This is a genomic window from Pseudoalteromonas sp. P1-26 (assembly GCF_001401795.1).
GTDB lineage: Bacteria > Pseudomonadota > Gammaproteobacteria > Enterobacterales > Alteromonadaceae > Pseudoalteromonas.
The window spans coordinates 37,877-55,632 of sequence record NZ_LKDX01000012.1; the positions used below are offsets into that span (position 1 = coordinate 37,877).

The 17,756-nt window shown below is 38.5% G+C and carries 12 protein-coding genes; 8 read left to right on the forward strand and 4 right to left on the reverse strand.

What is annotated here, in order from left to right:
• The first annotated feature begins 78 nt into the window (after nt 1-78).
• Complete coding sequence (locus tag AN394_RS08285; RefSeq protein WP_054553331.1) at nt 79-288, forward strand: PGPGW domain-containing protein; 210 nt, start codon at nt 79-81, stop codon at nt 286-288.
• A gap of 80 nt (nt 289-368) precedes the next feature.
• Here the strand turns inward: AN394_RS08285 and ppsA are convergent, their stop codons facing one another.
• Nucleotides 369-2,744 (reverse strand): phosphoenolpyruvate synthase, encoded by a 2,376-nt coding sequence (gene ppsA / locus AN394_RS08290; RefSeq protein ID WP_054553332.1) that lies wholly within the window; start codon nt 2,742-2,744, stop codon nt 369-371.
• A 152-nt stretch (nt 2,745-2,896) separates the two neighbouring features.
• Between ppsA and AN394_RS08295 the strand changes: the two genes are divergently transcribed.
• Nucleotides 2,897-3,706, forward strand: coding sequence for a pyruvate, water dikinase regulatory protein (locus AN394_RS08295; RefSeq protein WP_054563101.1), 810 nt, complete (start codon nt 2,897-2,899; stop codon nt 3,704-3,706).
• 64 nt (nt 3,707-3,770) lie between these two features.
• Here the strand turns inward: AN394_RS08295 and AN394_RS08300 are convergent, their stop codons facing one another.
• Nucleotides 3,771-5,120, reverse strand: coding sequence for a class II 3-deoxy-7-phosphoheptulonate synthase (locus AN394_RS08300; protein WP_054563102.1), 1,350 nt, complete (start codon nt 5,118-5,120; stop codon nt 3,771-3,773).
• Between the two features lie 434 nt (nt 5,121-5,554).
• Between AN394_RS08300 and AN394_RS08305 the strand changes: the two genes are divergently transcribed.
• Nucleotides 5,555-6,430 (forward strand): DNA replication terminus site-binding protein, encoded by an 876-nt coding sequence (locus tag AN394_RS08305; protein WP_054563103.1) that lies wholly within the window; start codon nt 5,555-5,557, stop codon nt 6,428-6,430.
• Nucleotides 6,431-6,488: 58 nt separating this feature from the next.
• Here the strand turns inward: AN394_RS08305 and AN394_RS08310 are convergent, their stop codons facing one another.
• Complete coding sequence (locus AN394_RS08310) at nt 6,489-7,703, reverse strand: hypothetical protein (RefSeq protein WP_054563104.1); 1,215 nt, start codon at nt 7,701-7,703, stop codon at nt 6,489-6,491.
• A 769-nt stretch (nt 7,704-8,472) separates the two neighbouring features.
• Between AN394_RS08310 and AN394_RS08315 the strand changes: the two genes are divergently transcribed.
• From AN394_RS08315 to AN394_RS08335, 5 genes are all read left to right on the forward strand, one after another.
• Nucleotides 8,473-9,711 (forward strand): AAA family ATPase, encoded by a 1,239-nt coding sequence (locus tag AN394_RS08315; RefSeq protein WP_054563105.1) that lies wholly within the window; start codon nt 8,473-8,475, stop codon nt 9,709-9,711.
• A 14-nt stretch (nt 9,712-9,725) separates the two neighbouring features.
• Nucleotides 9,726-10,688, forward strand: coding sequence for a hypothetical protein (locus tag AN394_RS08320; RefSeq protein WP_054563106.1), 963 nt, complete (start codon nt 9,726-9,728; stop codon nt 10,686-10,688).
• A gap of 416 nt (nt 10,689-11,104) precedes the next feature.
• Nucleotides 11,105-14,248 carry a DEAD/DEAH box helicase gene (locus tag AN394_RS08325; RefSeq protein WP_055021224.1) on the forward strand — a complete coding sequence of 1,048 codons (3,144 nt, stop codon included), beginning with the start codon at nt 11,105-11,107 and terminating at the stop codon, nt 14,246-14,248.
• 229 nt (nt 14,249-14,477) lie between these two features.
• On the forward strand, nt 14,478-15,944 hold the full coding sequence (gene rmuC / locus AN394_RS08330; protein ID WP_055021225.1) for a DNA recombination protein RmuC: 1,467 nt from the start codon (nt 14,478-14,480) through the stop codon (nt 15,942-15,944).
• A 1-nt stretch (nt 15,945) separates the two neighbouring features.
• The gene (locus AN394_RS08335; protein WP_055021226.1) at nt 15,946-16,923 is read left to right on the forward strand and encodes a hypothetical protein; all 978 of its coding nucleotides are present in this window, start codon (nt 15,946-15,948) and stop codon (nt 16,921-16,923) included.
• 29 nt (nt 16,924-16,952) lie between these two features.
• Here AN394_RS08335 and AN394_RS08340 read toward each other — a convergent pair whose 3' ends face one another.
• Complete coding sequence (locus AN394_RS08340) at nt 16,953-17,657, reverse strand: hypothetical protein (protein WP_055021227.1); 705 nt, start codon at nt 17,655-17,657, stop codon at nt 16,953-16,955.
• Nucleotides 17,658-17,756: the final 99 nt, after the last annotated feature.

A 17,756-nucleotide genomic window follows, 5' to 3' on the forward strand; every position in this document is an offset into this window, starting at 1 on the left:
AGTTTGTAACACTCTTTTTATCGATTTCGGGGGCAATACTTTTATACTGTGTATTAAAGCAGCAAATGAGATAGTCAGATGAAAAAAATTGCATTAATCAGTTTAGGTGCCTTGTGCATGTTATTGGGTTTAGTTTTTGTCATTATTCCCGGACCGTCGCTGATCTTCTTTATTGCAGGACTTTTCTGTTTATCTTTTTACTATCCTAAAGCGCGTGATTATTTAACCTTGTGCCAAAAGGCTCTGACTAAGTCATGTGCTTATATCGATAAAAAACTTGCTCGCTGATTTCTAATTGAGTTACAAAAATGCCAGCTAAGTGCTGGCATTTTTTATATCAGAATCTTTATTTTAATTAAATAAAGTACTTAGTCGGCTAATTTCTTAGCAAGATATAACCAAGTTTCTAATACTGTATCAGGGTTTAGAGAAACAGAATCAATGCCCTGCTCAACTAACCAAGCTGCAAAGTCTTCATGATCTGAAGGACCTTGACCACAAATACCTACATATTTGCCTTTTGCTTTAGCAGTTTGAATAGCCATTGATAATAGTTTCTTGATTGCAGGGTTACGCTCATCAAATAGATGGGCAATTAAACCTGAGTCACGGTCAAGACCTAATGTTAACTGAGTTAAGTCGTTTGAACCGATAGAGAAACCATCAAAATATTCTAAGAACTCATCTGCAAGTAACGCGTTTGATGGTAATTCACACATCATGATTACTTTCAGACCATTTTCGCCTCGTTTAAGGCCATGTTCTTCAAGTAATTCAATAACGCGCTTACCTTCTTCAAGCGTACGAACAAATGGGATCATGATTTCAATATTAGTCATACCCATTTCGTTGCGAACACGTTTAATCGCTTCACACTCTAACGCGAAACAGTCACGGAAATCTTCAGAGATATAACGTGCTGCACCACGGAAACCAATCATTGGGTTTTCTTCTTCCGGCTCATATTGCTGGCCGCCAACAAGGTTTGCATATTCGTTTGACTTAAAGTCAGACATACGAACAATTACACGCTCAGGTGCAAACGCACAACCTAGTGTTGCAATACCTTCAACAAGCTTAGAAATGTAGAATTCTACAGGTGATTCATAACCTGCCATCATTTCTGAGATTTCAGCTTTTAGCTCGTCAGATTGAGCATCAAAGTTAAGAAGTGCTTTAGGGTGAACACCAATCATACGGTTGATTACGAATTCAACACGCGCAAGGCCAACACCTGCATGAGGTAAGCGTGCAAAGTCAAATGCACGATCAGGGTTACCTACGTTCATCATAACTTTCATTGGTAACTCTGGCATTTCATCAACACGTGAAGTAAGTACTTCGTAATCTAAAATACCTTCGTAGATATAACCTGTGTCACCTTCGGCACACGATACAGTTACATCTTGGCCTGCTTTAATTAAATCAGTTGCATTACCACAACCAACAACTGCAGGAATACCTAATTCACGAGCAATGATTGCCGCGTGACATGTACGACCACCACGGTTTGTAACAATCGCAGCGGCACGTTTCATGATTGGCTCCCAGTCAGGGTCAGTCATGTCAGTAACTAGAATGTCGCCTTGTTGTACTTTGTCCATTTCATCAATTGAATCTAGTACGCGTACAGTACCTGAACCAATCTTGTGACCAATTGCACGGCCTTCAGCAACAACTGTGCTTGTACCATTTAATTGGAAACGCTCCATAACGTTAGCATCTTCGTTTGAACGAACTGTTTCTGGACGTGCTTGAACGATGTAAAGTTTACCGTCGTTGCCGTCTTTTGCCCACTCGATGTCCATTGGACGACCGTAGTGCTTTTCAATAATAACAGCTTGCTTTGCAAGTTCTTGAACTTCAGCATCTGTGATTGAGAATTTGTTTGAAAGTGACGAATCTACGTCAACAATTTCAACTTGCTTACCATGTGATTCATCCGCTGAGTAAATCATTTGGATTGCTTTTGAACCAATGTTACGGCGAACTACCGCTGGTTTACCGTTAGCAAGAGTTGGTTTATGAACATAAAATTCATCTGGGTTTACAGCACCCTGTACAACCATTTCACCTAGGCCATAGCTTGAAGTGACAAATACAACATCTTCAAAGCCAGATTCAGTATCAATACTGAACATAACACCTGAAGCTGCTTTATCTGAACGAACCATGCGTTGGATACCAGCTGAAAGTGCAACACCACGGTGGTCATAACCTTGGTGAACACGGTAAGAAATAGCGCGGTCATTAAATAGTGAGGCAAACACGTGTTTGATTGCAGTCATTACTGAATCAATACCACGTACGTTTAAAAACGTTTCTTGTTGTCCTGCGAATGAAGCGTCTGGCATGTCTTCTGCTGTAGCAGATGAGCGAACTGCAAATGAAACATCTTGTGATGCGTCGCCGTGTAGTTGGCTATATGCGTCGCGGATGGCTTGGTCTAGGTTTGGTTGGAATGGTGTATCGATAATCCATTGGCGGATTTCGGCACCGACTTTAGCGAGTGTATTTACATCATCCACATCCAATGTGTCTAAAATATCGTGGATTTTTGAGTTTAAACCAGATTGCTCTAGAAACTCATTGAATGCATCAGCGGTTGTAGCGAAACCACCTGGCACTTGAACACCAGCGTTAGCTAGGTTAGAGATCATTTCACCTAGTGAAGCGTTTTTACCGCCAACACGAGGAACATCTTGCATACCAAGCTCTTGATACCAGAGAACGTATTCTTGCACGGATCTTTCTCCATAAACAAATTGTAGTACTAACTGTGAGAGTTAAGAAAGAAAACCTTCTAAAAAGGTCATAGTCATTCTACACTGGCAACAGACCTCACGTAAACCGTGAAGCCCCTATTTTGCAGATAAAGGTAATAAAAAGGTTAAATATGAGAACTGCATTTTATATTTCTGATGGAACAGCAATCACCTCTGAAGTCTTTGGTCATGCGACCTTATCTATGTTTCCTGTTGATTTTAATCACAAAACAATTCCTTTTGTTGAAACAGAAAAAAAAGCAACTGAAGTTAAAAACTTGATTAATTCAACAGCTCAACGTGATGGTGAACAGCCACTCGTGTTCTTCACTTTTGTAAACCACGAGCTAAGTGAAATTATTAAATCGTCTTGCGCGGTGTGTTATGACTTTTTATCTCAATACAGTGATAAAATTTCTCAAGAGTTAAAAGTTGCGCCGGTACCTAAGGTTCATAGAACGCATTCAATGCACGAGAAAAGTTATGATTTTCGTATTGATGCGGTTAACTATGCGTTGACCAATGATGATGGCGCTAACATTAAAAACTACTCTGAAGCCGACATTATTTTAGTGGGTGTTAGCCGAAGCGGTAAAACACCGACTAGTTTATACCTTGCATTACAATATGGTATTAAAGCGGCGAATTACCCGCTAACAGAAGATGATTTAGAAAGAGGCTCCCTGCCTGAGTGTTTAAAAGCTTACAAACATAAACTATTTGGTTTAACGATTGACCCTGTTCGCCTTGCCGATATTCGCCAGCGTCGAATGGCAAATTCAAAATATGCGTCTTTAAAACAGTGTCGTATTGAAGTGCGTGAAGTAGAAATGCTTTATAAAAAGCAGAAGATTCAATTTTTAAATTCAACTCATCATTCAGTAGAAGAAATTTCTGCAAAGATTATATCTGATACTGGACTTGAAAGACGTAAGTACTAACTTATTTTAGTATCGGACATTAAAAAAGGCTGCAATGTGCAGCCTTTTTTTGGATAACTTAGTGTTACTTACGAGCGTCTTTTAATAAGTCAGCAACTAAGAAACCTAGTTCTAATACTTGATCCGCATTTAAGCGTGGGTCGCACTGTGTGCGGTAGCGTTGTGCTAAATCTTCATCAGACAAGCCATACGCACCACCAGTACATTCAGTAACGTGCTGGCCAGTCATTTCAAGGTGAACACCACCTGGGTATGAACCTTCAGCTTTGTGTACTGCGAAGAACTGGCTAATTTCACGAAGAATATTATTAAAGCTACGTGTTTTATAACCTGAGCTCGCTTTCTCAGTATTACCATGCATTGGATCTGAGCTCCAAATAACTTTACGGCCTTCTTGTTGTACTTTACGTACAAGTGCCGGTAGTTTCTCTGGAAGAACATCAGCGCCCATTCGTGTAATTAACGTTAAGCGACCTGGAATGTTATCTGGGTTAACGGCATCAATAAGTTTGATTAGCTCATCTGGGTCCATACCTGGGCCAACTTTCACACCAATTGGATTTTTAATGCCTTTAAAGAATTCGATGTGTGCATGATCAAGTTGACGTGTACGTTCACCAATCCAGACAAAGTGTGCAGAACAATCGTACCAATCACCTGATAAGTGGTCACGGCGTGTTAGAGCTTCTTCATAGCCTAATAACAACGCTTCGTGTGATGTAAATAAGTCTGTTTCTTTTAAGCTCGGCGCAACGGTTGAGTCGATACCACACACTTCCATAAATTCAAGAGCATCTTGAATTCTGTCAGCTAGCTGTTGGTATTTCTCTTTAAGTGGATTTGCAGCAACGAAGCCCATGTTCCAGCGATTTACTTGATGTAAATCGGCTAAACCACCTTGCGCGAATGCGCGTAATAAATTTAGCGTTGCAGCACTATGATGATATGCAGTCATCAATCGCTGTGGATCAGGTACACGGGCTTGCTCTGTGAATTCAAAATTATTGATGATATCGCCTCGGTACGAAGGTAATGAAACACCATCGATTGTTTCGTAATCTGATGAGCGAGGCTTAGCGTACTGACCTGCCATACGCGCAATTTTAACTACAGGGCATTTACCACCATAAGTTAAAACAACGGCCATTTGTAAAAGTGTTTTAAATGTATCGCGGATATTTGCGGCATTAAAGTCACTAAATGACTCTGCACAATCACCACCCTGTAATAAGAAGGCTCTACCTTCACATACAGCTTCTAGTTGTTTGTATAAGCTACGCGTCTCTTCGGCAAATACCAAAGGTGGTGCGCTTTTTAATTGCCCTTCAACAGATTTAAGGGCTTCTTGATCTGGGTACTCTGGCTGCTGAAGTATCGGCAGTTTTCTCCAGCTGTCTGGGTTCCACGATTGCATGTTCTTTCCTCATTCCTAACATAGACCGTTAACGAAAACTAACTTATTGCACGTACTAAGTTCAAGGACAATATTCAGCTATTTACGATTATTTCGTTATTTGATAAATAGTTTCGATATTAACAATTAGGGTTTCAATATTTTATTGTTTCAAACCAGTCAGTTACACTTTTTTGACCACCTAATTCGTTACCGCACAGCTTAAGAACACATCTTACCTAGTTAAAGCGTTACTGTAACCTCAGCTTTACATACTTAAAATATACTTTTTAAGCCCTACATTGATCAAATTAAAAACTTGTACTACTAGAATACAAGGAACACATCATACTTTATTGAACTAAAAGGTGAGGTCAGCAAGCTAAAGAAAATTTACTATTAAGCGGCAGGAGATAAAGTTACAATTGTACCAACAATAAGTAAGATGTGTTCCTATGAGTACAAAATTAGAAATACGCAGTCAGTTTGATTTAGTAAGTGAGTTAACTCATTTGTTTTGTGAAGAATTAAAGGAAGTGGGTTTTCATAAGGCATCATATTATCAATTGCCAGATATCGATATAAACGACGAAAAGAAAGTACCTTCTTCAATTAGTGTACAAAAAATTGAAGGTGATGATGCTCATAAGTTAATTCTAAATTCATTTGGTGATTTTTATAAAAAGACAGGATTAAGTAGTCGAGTATTAAAAAGACATCCAGGTTTATTAGTTTTAAAAGATGTCGATAAGCAACATTTCATTGCAAGGATAAATCAGTTAAATAAAGCAAAAGCTGATTTTAAAAATAGTGTAATAGCTATCGATAATAATGATGCGCGATTTGAAGCGGTTCACAATGCTGTGCCTAATCTCATTACACTTGCTGCATATCGTAAGATCCACTTTGAAACTGAATCGCCCTACTCTGTTCGTTTTACTTGGATGCACAAACACGCAACTAAAACGCTAACTAAAAAAATGGCCTTAGCAATGCTCGATAAATCGGCTAGTTATTCTAATCCAAGAATGATAGACCAACACTCTTGGCAAGCACTAGTTGCACAAGAGCAAAGTCGTGTTGCAAGTTTAGGTGATAAAGAAAAATTACGAATTCGTAGACCAACAAGAGTTAGTCCACAAGTTAATGTAAGGTATACAGCTCAAAACCGATATCATGTTAGTGCTGCTTTACCTTTTATTTTGATAAACCCAGAACCAGATGTAAAACTTGGAACATTATCTGATTATCAAAAACCAGAAAGTCATCCTCGAAAAAGAGAATATGATTTCTTAGTTGATAGACTTTACTTAGAACAAGTAACAGATTGATTATGTTAAAAAGGCCACATATGTGGCCTTTTCTTTATAGTTAGTAGTATTTAAAAATTTAGTCTTCTACTATTTCTTCAATTTTATCTTCATCGATTAAAACAGCATTTTCAACAATGCGCTTACCACCTTGAATTTCGATTCGTTTGTTATGCTTATTAAGCGTAAGAATCTCATCACAAAATTGATCAGATGGATGCATCTCATATGTGTAATCAATAATATTACCCGTTTTGTCATCTTTGACATTGGTAATGTTATATTCAGAGATTGCACCTTTCTCAATTAAGTCTTTCATTGTCGTTGTCATATCACGACGCAAAGCTTTTAATTTATTCTCGGTAATTTCGTCTGTTGAATAAATAGAGCCATATTTTTCCATAATCGATAATAGTCGGAAATGGTAGGTCTTACCCGGTGCCGCATAACGCCATAAATGATATAAACGAAGCATCATCCAACGAGATAAACCACGTTTTAATTCTTGAGCACTATTAAAGTAGTAACCTTTGTATTCAAGATTATCGATCATGTTATGAACGAAGGCATTTAAACAAGCTACACATTTTACGTTACCACCCTGACCTTTTTTGCCACTAAAATGAAGTGACGATAAAAAGTTCATGTTCGATTCGTAAAATGAGTCATCAATATCAGAGTTACGAGTATCTGTTGCTGAATATTTAAAAGAAAGCTTAGAACCTTGTAATGCTTCTAATGATTCTTTGATTTGCGGATAAGGCATCGACTGGCCAACAGCTTTCAGCTCTTGTGCTAATTCATTCATTGAAAAAACAACTGCGTATTGAATACCAGACTTAAAATTGATTTTTACAATTTTCCCTTTAGAGGCTAAACGAATTAAGGCACGTTCGACCTTTTCTTCACGATCAGATGGCCAAACAAGATATTCAACATCTTCACCATCTTTTCTTGTGCTTACTACCGCAGGTGTAATTTTGATTTCACCATCATATAGAATGCCGTCTACTTTTTCAGAGATTTTTCGTGTAACGATGGTTTTCTTTGGTGCTTCTTCAACCGGAAGCTTCTTATGACCAGAACGGACAAATCGTCCCCATAGATCATAATGATTAAATGTATTTGAGTAAGCTCTCAAACCATGTGCAGCATTTTCAATTGAAACACGCACATCTTTGTTGTCTGTAAATAGTGCAAGACTTTCATTATCTATTGCACTTTCCACCCCGTGGATCTGCCCGCGTAATGTATCGGGTAAGTTATCTACCGAGATGTTGACCTTTCGGCTCATTGTTCTTATTTCCAATTTTTCTTCGACAGTTAATAACAACACATAAAACTTCAAAAGTTAAATGTTTAAGTTAGTATAAACTTGATCCGATCATAATTTATTTCTTCGGATCAGTTTTATACTAACTGTTTCGTAATTGCTGATTTTCAGATCAGATTTTTACTAAGTTATAGTTGATAGGTCGCGATTTTACTAACTCAGTTCAAATTATGTCGTGTTAATCACCTTTTTAAAGCGATTTAACACGACATAAATCGCTTTTTTAAAACTCCATGTGGATAAACAGCTCTTAAGTTAGCATAGATCTGATCTGTACCAACTATAGATCAGATCCATACTAACTTATTGTGCATTTTAGTCATGCTCTCGGTGCATAACTTTATAATTTAGTTAGTAAAAAGTTGATCTACACCACTATTTTTGTGAGTAAAGCAGTGGTTAAACTGTGCATAAGTCGAAAGCTCATTTTTTGCTTAGTAATTGGCTGATCTGCGAGTCATTAAAGATCTGATCTTTACCAAGTAAAAACACGATCTGGCTTTTTACTAAATATTCAACGAAATCAGACATATATTTCACTATTTTAGCATCTTAACCTTATATACCTATATACTTAACCGATATTAAACTTACTTATTTATACTTAGCATCAGTAAAGTTACAAATTTTTATTAAATGTCTTATAAATAAAAGGAATGTCGCCTTAAATACTTGTTTACAGCAATTTGAATGGACATTATACTTAAAGCATAACTTTGAGGAAGAAAGTATGTCTATCAATAATAATGCGCTAGCCACTTATAGGTTACTAAAAGCGACAGCAGAAGTTGCTGAAAAATCGTTAGAAGGACGTATTCAACATTATCGTGCCCATTTAAAGTCTGAAGAAAAAGAACTTCGTACTTATACGCAAAAAGCAGCCGCTGACTTATTAGGCTGTAATAATCGTACCTTAAAACGACGTCATGATAATGGTGACTTTGATGCACTTGATATCAAACGTGGTGCAAATGGCCACTACGCTTATACCTTGGTAAATATCTTTGCTATGGCTGATATCATGGATATTAAGCCTGATCACCGTACAGTTCATGATAAATTACAAGTTATAGTTATTAACTCGTTAAAAGGTGGTTGTGGTAAAACTACCAGCATGGTAAACATTGCCGCTGCACTTGCTACTACCAATATTAAACGATACAGAATTGGTATTATTGACCTTGATCCACAAGGTTCTTCATCAAGCTTTTTCCCACCTAGTGAGCCAGACCCAATTACTGTGGGTGACTTAATGCGTGACTGTATCGAACTCGATGAAAACGAAACCTGGGATGAGTTAGTATCGAACTCTTTCTTACCTACCCATATACCTAATATTCGTATTTTGCCTTCAGGTATGGATGATTTTTACTTCGAGCATGAAACTGCAACTTTATTAAAAGATAGCTCTAGTTATGATAAAACTCGTCACTATCATAAATTGCTCGAAAAAGTTATTGAACCGGTAAAAGATCAATTTGATATTATTCTAATTGATACAGCTCCATCACTTAACTTTATGTTTTATAATGCATTAATGGCCTCTACGTCGATGCTTATTCCAGTTCATCCTGAAGCTGTAGACTTTGATGCAAACAATAAATACTTAAAGCGATTAGGCGAGATTTACCATACAGTTGCTGCCCTTGGCCACCAAGGTTGGGACTTCATGCAATTCTTAGTAACTAACTATGTTAAAGGGAATCATTCACAGCGCGACATCGTTAAAGACGTTCGTAGTGCATTTGGTCGTCAAGTAATGAGTTACCCAATCAATCATAGCTCGGCAATTACCGCCAGCTCATCTTCTTTTAATACCATTTTTGATCAAAAAACGTCAGATAGCTTAGCTAGTCGTGAGTCACTACTTCGTGCGCAAGAAAATATCAAAGATGTTGTTGATGAACTTGAAATGCTGATCCGTTCTAATTGGCAGTCAACTCAATCGTCTCTAAATACAGCTAAGTAAGGTAATTAATAAAAATGGCTAAAAAACGTAAAAATGATACCAGCTTAGACCCTTTTTCAACGTCTATCGAAAGTAGCAGTTTAGATGCTTTGCTAGAGCAAGCTTCAGCTGGTGATGTTATCAGTATGCCTGCTCCAAGCGATCCTACACGTCAAATTACTTTGGTGTGTAAGGTTATTCCAAGCTCAGAAATTGAAGCTAAAACAAAGGTCTATGGTAAAAACCGCCGTGTACAATCATTACTAAATGAAAAGTCAGTTGCCGATATCCTTCCTGCAATTGCCGAAGACGGCCGTAACCAGCACCCTGCCCTATGTTGGGATAAAGGTGATGAAATGCTTGTATTAGCAGGTTCTCGTCGTCGAAAAGCATGTATCTTAAGTAACTCTGATTACTTAGTTTTAAGCTCTGAAGATTTCACAGATCAAGATGCTAAAATTCTTGCTGTATCATCTGATCAATACATTGCCCCAAGTCTATGGGAGCTAGGTCAAGCATATCAACAGACCCGTGATGAGCTTATTGCTGATGGTAAAAAAGGCTCTTATCGAGAGATTGCGGCAATTGAAGGTGTATCACACACTGCGATTGCTGACGCTATCAAAGCGTATGAGAATCTACCTTCTGAGGTTTTAAGTCTTTACCCTACTGCGAATCATGTTGGCCGTGAAGTAGCTAAAAAGCTTATCAGTGCCAAAGAGCGTGACGAGCAGCTGTTTACCAAGCTTGTAAATGACGTAAGTAGTGATAGCGAAATAGCGCAAATCAGCAGCGATGATAAACGTGCTCTTGCAATTACCAAGCTATTAACTGCTGAGCCAGCAGCGCCAAGCCGTCGTGAAGCCCTTATTGATAGTGAATTTGTGAGCGTACAACGGAACATTAAAAGCGGTGATTTATCTGTGAAAATCGATAATAAAGTGATGACAGACAAACGCTTAGAGCAGCTAACTAAGCTATTAAATAGCTTTAATTAGTTAGTAAAAGAATGATCTCTCACGCTTTTGCTGTTAGTAAAAGCGTGATCTCCCCCTTCCCTTTCGTTAGTAAAATAGTGATCTATTACCAGTAAAATTGGTACTTATTACACTCTCAGATCAGTTTTTTACCAACTAATAACCCCTTTACAGGTTTTTTACTCTCATAATTAGATTGCTTAGTAAAAAATTGATCTGTAAAGCCCCTGCCTTGTTATTAACCTGTTTATATCTTGTGCGATTGTTGTTTGTTAAATGCTCAGCATGTCAGTTTTCAGCTTTGATTTTATTTTAAAGCAGATTTTTACCAAGTTATCAGCTCCAACCAGTCCAATATTGCTCAATAGTGCTTTAGCTCTGGGCCGATAGATCATATACTGGCAGAATTATTTTTTGTTTTTACTGCCAAAAGCGTTATGTCTGCTAACTTATCCAAAAATGACTTATTAGCTATCTTTGAAGAAATCAAACAAGAGCAAGAAACTCAGTTTCCTCTGTCTGAGCGCTTCATCAAACAGCTATTTAAGCCGCATGTGTTAAGTAAAGCAAAAGAGTATCACCAGAACGGCCAAATCAACTGGTTAGAACATAACAGTGATTTTAGCGTTATTGATGCATCTATGTTTGGTAACGAAGGGAATACCTTTACTCAGCATATTGAGATCAGTAAATTACCAAGTGGTTTTTCGGTCGATTCGCATTGTACTTGTGGTTCTAAAACTAAATGCCGTCATATTGCAGCTGTGCTCCTAAAACTCAAAATTGAACATTCAGGTGACTACGGCGAAGACTACATCATTAACGATTGGTTTAGTGAGCTAAAAACCCTTAAGCAGGTTACTAATGACAATGCCAAACAGGTTCTATTATTTGTTCTTGATGTAGAGAAATCTGTTGTAACCCTTACCCCTAAAATAGCTAATTATGACGCTGAGCATAACTATACTCTTGGTCGTAATCTTACCGAGCAGCAATTAAATAGTTTTGTAACCCCTACTGATTTATTAGAATCTGACTTTCGGTTATATAGCTGGATCCGTTCTCAGAATGCCCTTGGTAAACTAGAGCTTAAAGGTCAATGGGGCTTTGCAGCACTACAGCAATTAATTGCCACCCAGCGTTTGTTTTTAGGCCGTTCGCGCCAAGCAATTAAAGCTGACAGTATGCAAGCGTTAGAGTTTGATTGGAAACAAAACAAAGACTTAACGTCATTGAGCATGACGCTTGCTGGGCAAGATAATTGGTTATTGTTAAAAACAACCCCCCCTACTTACCTTGACCCTGAAAAGCTAAAAGTAGGCCGAATTCGTACTCCGTTAACGGCTGATGAAATAGCGTTACTTACCAATATGCCTGCTATTCACACAGAGAACTTTGACCGCGTTTATCAACAGCTGAATGATAATTTTGGTGAAGGTGTGATCCCTCATGCATTTAAGGAAAGCAAAAAAAGCCTAGCTCGAACTGTATTCCCTGTCATCAGTATCAATAATGACGAGGGCACAATCCGCTTAGGATTGCAGTTTAATTATCAAAACTCTTTGTATGATTTAAGCCAGGCGCCAGCTGAAATACTAAACCAATCATTAGAAAATACCGTTGTAAATGAATTAACTAACCTTGGCTTTGAATTATGTAAAGGGGCTTTACAAACAGAGTTTATCTTTAATAAACAATCAGTTATTCATGAACATTGGTTAAAGTTTGAAATAATTCCAAACTTATTAAAACGTGGTTGGAAAATTAATGATGAGTTAGCTGTCGGCAAAGTCCTTAAACAACTTTCACTGCAAGTTGAGCGTGGTAAAGGCCATCAGATAGTTAGTAAAATCGTGATCTCTGGTGTTAAAACTCAACAGTTGTTTGTCACTGATAACAATACTTATCAATCGCTTAATCGACAAAGTGAGCGCTTTTATTACTTTACTGTAGGAAAACGCTTTGCTGTGGTTGAAAAGGCCGCGATGATGCAGCTTAATGATTATCGTGAACGTTTTGAGCATATTAAAACCCGTGACGAAATCTTAATGCCTTTGTCGTTTTTGCCTAAGCTCATCGAGCAAAAAGCAATTAAGGTTAATATTGTTGACGATGCTCTAGATGCTTATCTATCGGAATTAAATAGCTCACAACAGCTTATTAAAAAGTCCGATATTCAAGGCTTAAACCAGGGTGTGCAATTGCGTGAGTATCAACAACACGGTGTTGATTGGCTTAACTTTTTAAAGCGTCACCAGCTTGGTGGTATTTTGGCTGATGACATGGGGCTAGGTAAAACCCTACAAGTTATTGCCTTTTTAGCTAATGCCAAGCAATCACCACAAGCAGGCCCCACGTTAATTGTTTGCCCAACCAGCTTGGTTGGTAACTGGCAAAGTGAAATTAATAAATTTGCGAGTAACTTAAAAATTACCACCGTCTTCGGTGCTGCGCGCAGCGACCAATTACAACAGTTGTCGCAAGCAGATTGTATTTTAACAACTTATCCTCTATTGAAGCGTGATATTGCCTTTTATTCGCCGCTGTATTTTGAAAACATCATTCTTGATGAAGCGCAATATATTAAAAACGACGCTGCGCAGGTTTCACGCTTGGTTAAGCGCCTTAATGCAGACTTTAAGCTCTGCTTAAGCGGCACGCCTATAGAAAATAACTTATTTGAGCTTAAATCTTTGCTCGACTTTGCAATGCCTTCTTTACTTGGTTCGCAAGCACATTTTAAGAGCTATTTTCAAACGCCTATTGAGCGTGATAACGACGTTGCCCGAGCTGATGAACTTAAGTCGTTGATCATGCCATTTATCTTGCGTCGTACTAAAGCACAGGTAACGCAAGAGCTCCCAGAGAAGACTGAGCTAGTTAAAGAGTTTGAATTTGAGAGCAAACAAAAGGAAATTTACACCGGTATAACTGAATCTTTAGAACAGAAATTAGTCGACCTATTTGCACAGCAAGGTGTACAAAAAAGTAAGCTAGCCTTTTTAGATGCATTATTAAAGCTCAGACAAATCTGTTGTCATCCAAAATTGATCGACCCTAGTTCACAGGCTGGCAGCGCCAAACTTGAATGGTTATCTAAGCATTTGCCTATCATGCTTAGAGAAGGTCGTAAGGTGATTATATTCAGTCAATTCACCATGGCACTTGATGTCATAGCAGAGCGATTAAATGAATTAGGCATCAGTTTTAGTATGCTTACCGGGCAAACAAGACACCGCGACCGTGTTATCGAAGAGTTTACTCAAGGTGATACATCCGTATTCTTAATTAGCCTTAAAGCCGGTGGTACAGGGCTAAACCTAACTCAAGCCGATACTGTGATTCATTTTGATCCTTGGTGGAACCCTGCTGTTGAGAAACAAGCGACAGATCGTGCCTACCGTATTGGCCAAACTAACCCTGTGTTTGTTTATAAATTGATTATGGCTAACTCAATTGAACAAAAAGTATTTAAAATGCAGCAGCATAAGCAAGCTCTTGTTGATGCATTATTTACTGAAAAATCAATGAGTTTTACTCAATTTGATGAAGAGCAAATGCTTGCTCTGATAAAAAATTAAATTTTTTTAAAGTTTTTTTGAACTAATCAAATTTTGGGGCGTCTATTATTATGCTTGTTGTTAAATTGCAGTTTACATAAGCATTATGTTGATTTCCCATTTGGTTACTAAATTTTAGTAATGTTAGAGCCAGCTCACTTTGAGCTGGCTTTTTTTATGCCTAAACCCCCTACTCTGCTGAGCACTAATTCGTTATGATGATGTGTCTTTAAGTTATTGAGTTTTCGTTATGATTACAGAGCTGATTGCACAGATTAATTGGCAAAGTGGTGTGCTTGGTGCTGCTGTAGGTGCTGTTGCAAGTGGTGTTATTTTTGCCTTACAAAAAATTCGCTTAAAAAATCAGTTAACCGAACTGCAAAATAGTCAGCAAATCCAGCAAAATCATTTAGAACAAAAGCAGCTGCAACTTGAACAAAGCCAACTTACGCTTGCGCAGTTACAGCAAGATTACGCTGAGCAACGTGATGAGTCTCAACACTTTAAAACCCGCTTTGTAGAACAAGAAAAGCAAGCACAACAATACAACCAGTTTTGGCGTCAAGTTGAAGCTGAGCTTGCTGATACTAAAGCTGCACTTAATCAGCGCGATGTTGATTTAAGTACCTTACGAAGCACTATAGAGCAAAAAGAACTGCATTTTAAAGAGCAGCTTAGTCATATCAAAGAAAGCAAAGAGCAACTCAAAAAAGAGTTTGAAAACCTCGCTAATCAAATCCTTGAAGAAAAATCACAACGTTTCAAAACCTTAAACCAAGAGAGTATTGAGCAACTTTTAAAACCGGTTCAGGGTGAGCTAAAAGGCTTTCGCGATAAGATGGAATTGATCCACGTGGAAGATCTAAAGCAGCGTGCAGCACTTAAAACTGAGTTATTGCATTTACAGGCTAAAAGCCAAGCCATCACCGAACAAGCTGATAGGCTGAGCACCGCATTACAAGGGCAAAAGAAAACCCAAGGTAATTGGGGGGAGTTAATGCTTGAAAATGTATTAGACAGCGCAGGGCTGCGTGCTGGAGTAGATTATCAGCGAGAAGTATCGTTTAACACCGAAGATGGCCGTTTACGCCCAGATGTTGTGGTGTATTTGCCTCAGCAACGTCATTTAGTTATCGATGCTAAAACCTCTTTAAACGCGTATACACGCTATGTAAATGCCGATACAGAGCTTGAGGCGCAGCAAGCGCTTAAAGAGCATGTCACTGCGGTGCAATCACGTATAAACGAATTAGCAAGCAAAGCCTACGACAGACTACCAGGTATTAACTCACCTGAAGTGGTGATCATGTTTGTACCAATAGAGTCAGCATTTGTTGAAGCGCTTAAGTACCAGAGTGATATCTATCAGCAAGCAATCGAAAAAAATATCTTAGTTGCAACTCCAACGACCTTATTGACTAGCTTGAACATCGTAAAACAATTGTGGCGTTTTGAAGAGCAAACTAAATACTCAAAAGAGCTTGCCGCCCGTGCTGAGCGTTTTTACAACAAGCTCAATGGTTTCCTAACCAGTATGGAAGGGGTTGGTAAGCAATTAGACCGCGCCAAAGAAAGCTATGATAAAGCGTTTTCTCAGCTGTATCGTGGTAAAGGGAACTTGATTAAGCAGGCCTCTGAGTTCAAAGAGTTGGGGGTTTCTGTTCAAAAAGAGTTACCCGCGGAAACTGTTGAAAAGGCCCAATTAGAGTTAGATTAATATGCAGGTTTTAAAGCGCATCGGGTTTGTTGTCCTCGCATATGTATGTTTTGCAAGTACTGTCAAAGCTGCAAATTATGATTACGACAGCCAACTTAATAAAGCGTTACACGCTAATAAACTCGTTGCAATTGGTGATGTTCATGGCAGCGAGCATGTTGTTACTAGGCTTATTAAATACTTAGATGAGCCTAGTAACTGGCAGCAGCTTGATGATCTTGTCGTTGAGTTTGGTAATGCGCGGTATCAAGATTTAGCTGATCAATATTTGTTGAGCAAACAGAATATAAGCATTGATGACGTAAGGCACATTTGGCGCGACACCTTGTATTTTATGGCATGGCAATATGATGTTTATGAGCAATTAGTTTTAAAGTTAAAACAGCTTAATAGTACCCGTGAACATAAAGTTCGTCTTGTCCTTGCTGAGCCTGCAATGAACTGGCAAACCCTCTCTAAAGAGGATTGGCAAAAGCTAGAAAGTAGCCGTGAAACTGGCTATTTAGAGGCAATAAATCAGCATGTTGTCGCTAAGCATCGCCGTGCAATCTTACTCTTTGGTGCATTTCACACGTTTAAAAAGCCGGTAGTTATAAACAATCAAACTTCGCCTTTTAGTTCTGTAATTGCATTACTTGAGCAGCAAAAACCGGGCTCCACATACACTGTTTGGCCAGCGATGAAAAACGATGGTATTGCATCATCATACCCTGCGGACAGCTTCATCCCTTTATCGGCTAATAGTTCGTTGAATATGCCCTTAGCGCCAATGTCTAAGCGCTTTGCGGTAAATAACAATGTAAGCCTTGCGGATGTTGCAGATGCTTATTATGTGCTAAAAAACACAGATAGAAATGCACCATTAAGTGATGCGGCTTTAAATGATCTGACGTGGCATAAAGAATTAAAACGTCGTGCTGAAATAGTGTCACCAAGAAGTGCTAAACAAATCCACTCTTGGCTTAGCCAACATAACTAATAAAAAGCCAACGTCATGTGGGCTTTTTATTAGTTAATAAGTTCTGCTGAAACAATATCGTTGAGCATCAAAAAGTGGTTAAGTACAGACTCTTCAAGTTCGAAAACCTGCGCTAGTTTTTCGCCACTTGCTGACATCCCTGTTTGCGCACCAGCAAACTCAATATGCAACCCTAAACGCTTTAGGGTTTGAGCGTCGTAACTATAAATAGCAGAATCACGTTTCTCTGTAATACCAGGCATCATACCTATGATAGTAACCGCCTGTTCAACATTAATGATATCGAAGAATTGTCGCTCTGCTGCTTGCCATTTTGCTATATAGCTAGCGACCTCAGGCGGTTGCTCCATGGGCACGTATAATGGCTGTAATGAGCCCCCATGCCAGCCGATAACGGCTTGCTCTTCAACGAGGACATGTGGGCTTGCGGTAAGTACATAGTTGGCACAAGACGATGCACAAAGCTCGTGTACCACAACATCGAGTTGATATTCATGAACTAAGCCACCTAAATGTAAACCCACCATCACATCACCACCTTGGCTATTAATAACTAAGGTGTTGATTTGTTGATCGCTATTTACTAATAACTGTTCGAACTTTTCAACATTTTGCTTTGATGTTTCGCCCTGAAAATAAATAGTGCCCGGCGACACTTCACTAATTTCAGCAACGCTTTGCTGTGTTGTTTTACAACCAACCAGCAGCACGCTCAATAATAAAAAAAAACGCATTAACAATGCCTTGAAGTTTTGTTTGTATACAGTGCGCAATTTAATAATATGTCATTAACGAACTGCAAAAATGGCATAGTACGTTTTTTTACTTGAGAA